This is a genomic window from Alteromonas sp. KUL106 (assembly GCF_009811415.1).
Lineage (GTDB): Bacteria > Pseudomonadota > Gammaproteobacteria > Enterobacterales > Alteromonadaceae > Alteromonas.
Map to the genome: position 1 here is coordinate 1 of NZ_BLIG01000066.1, position 1,350 is coordinate 1,350.

Here is a 1,350-nt window from a genome sequence, read left to right on the forward strand (position 1 = left end):
GTACCCGTAAACCCAATACTACCTAGCAACATTATTTAATTTTATTCCTATTTTTGATTATTTCACGATAGCTGAAATAGGTAAAAAATGGCGAAAGTAAATAAAAAGCTAGCAGCACATCGAGAGCAAAAAGTGGGTAAATTAGTTCTGCTTGGCCAATAGAGCCGCAAAATTCCCATGAAAAGATAGAAATACATTCATAAACTGAAGTTGACCAGACATATGCAGTAAGACCGAATAAAACGCTAATTATCAAAATACTTCTCAGCATTTTTAGATATAGCTTTTTGGATGGTTTTACTTTCAAGCTTCCTGCTCCGAGGGTACTAACGCCCGCATAACGGGCAAAAACACGTAGGCTACAATACCAAGCGAAGCGCAGGGAGCCTACGTGTTTTTGTCCCTAGCGAGCGCAGCGAGTGTTAATGCGTTTGTTATGTGCCTACCCAAAAAAGCAGCCATGATCGTCACTGTTTACCGTTGAGAATACCGACTCAATTGACTTAACTTGTGGCGTAGGTTCGTAGCTGTACCATTTTAGATTTTGACGCAACCAATAGATTTTCCAGATACCTTGAGACTTAACAAAACTGGCTTTAGCAAATGGATATTCTTTATATTCGCTTGGATTATTCCAAACCGGGCGAATTTCAAAGATAAACAAAGATTGGTCTTCTAAACGCCAGCCAATATCTAGTTTACTGCGAATTTCTGGAGGTGGCCTACGAGCAGCTAGAAACGATTCAGCTGCCTTCTCCACTTTTTTAATTTCAAATTCACTTAAAGCCATAGAATCCTAAATTTCCTCTGGCACATAACGCCCAACTTTGGGGCACAAATACATGGGCTAAAATAACGAGCGAAGCGAAGGGAGCCCATGTGTTTGTGTCCCAGCGAACGCAGTGAGCGCCAACAGTTGTTTGTTAGCTGTAAACCTGCTTATGGAAATATGCTCTATTGCGATATGTAAGACAAGCGGTTACTGGAATTGGTAGAAACATAGCAATAGCAAAAAGCCAATCTATATATGCCGCAAAAACAGTTGCAGTAAATGACGCTATACAGCCTAAAGATAGATAAACAATTAATCGATTAGGCGGAGTATCTGTTTTATGCGGATAAAGTGTCAGGTTGTTAAGTGCGAGCATCCCCCAAAAGCCTAAAAGACCAGCTACTACTATTAGGAAGGGGATCAGCGTTGCCATTTTACTCTCGAATAGCTGGTAGAGCCAAACGGGACTAAATATAACCCCAAGGGTTAGTAAAATCGCAGATGGTCCAAAAGATACAATTAAAACAACGAAATAAAGTATGCTTTTCATTCTTGCAGATAACTTCCAAATATGGGGC

2 protein-coding genes are annotated in these 1,350 nt (G+C 40.2%); both read right to left on the reverse strand.

The window, feature by feature from the left end; all coding sequences use genetic code 11:
* Window positions 1-442 precede the first annotated feature (442 nt).
* The gene (locus GVO63_RS19150; protein ID WP_159582030.1) at window positions 443-790 is read right to left on the reverse strand and encodes a DUF3024 domain-containing protein; all 348 of its coding nucleotides are present in this window, start codon (window positions 788-790) and stop codon (window positions 443-445) included.
* A 133-nt stretch (window positions 791-923) separates the two neighbouring features.
* Window positions 924-1,350: hypothetical protein (locus GVO63_RS19155; protein ID WP_308469309.1), on the reverse strand; the 427-nt coding region annotated here is incomplete at its 5' end.

Excerpts from the sequence above, each read along its gene's own strand:
- GVO63_RS19150 (WP_159582030.1), bottom strand. The coding sequence starts at position 790 with ATGGCTTTAAGTGAATTTGAAATTAAAAAAGTGGAGAAGGCAGCTGAA.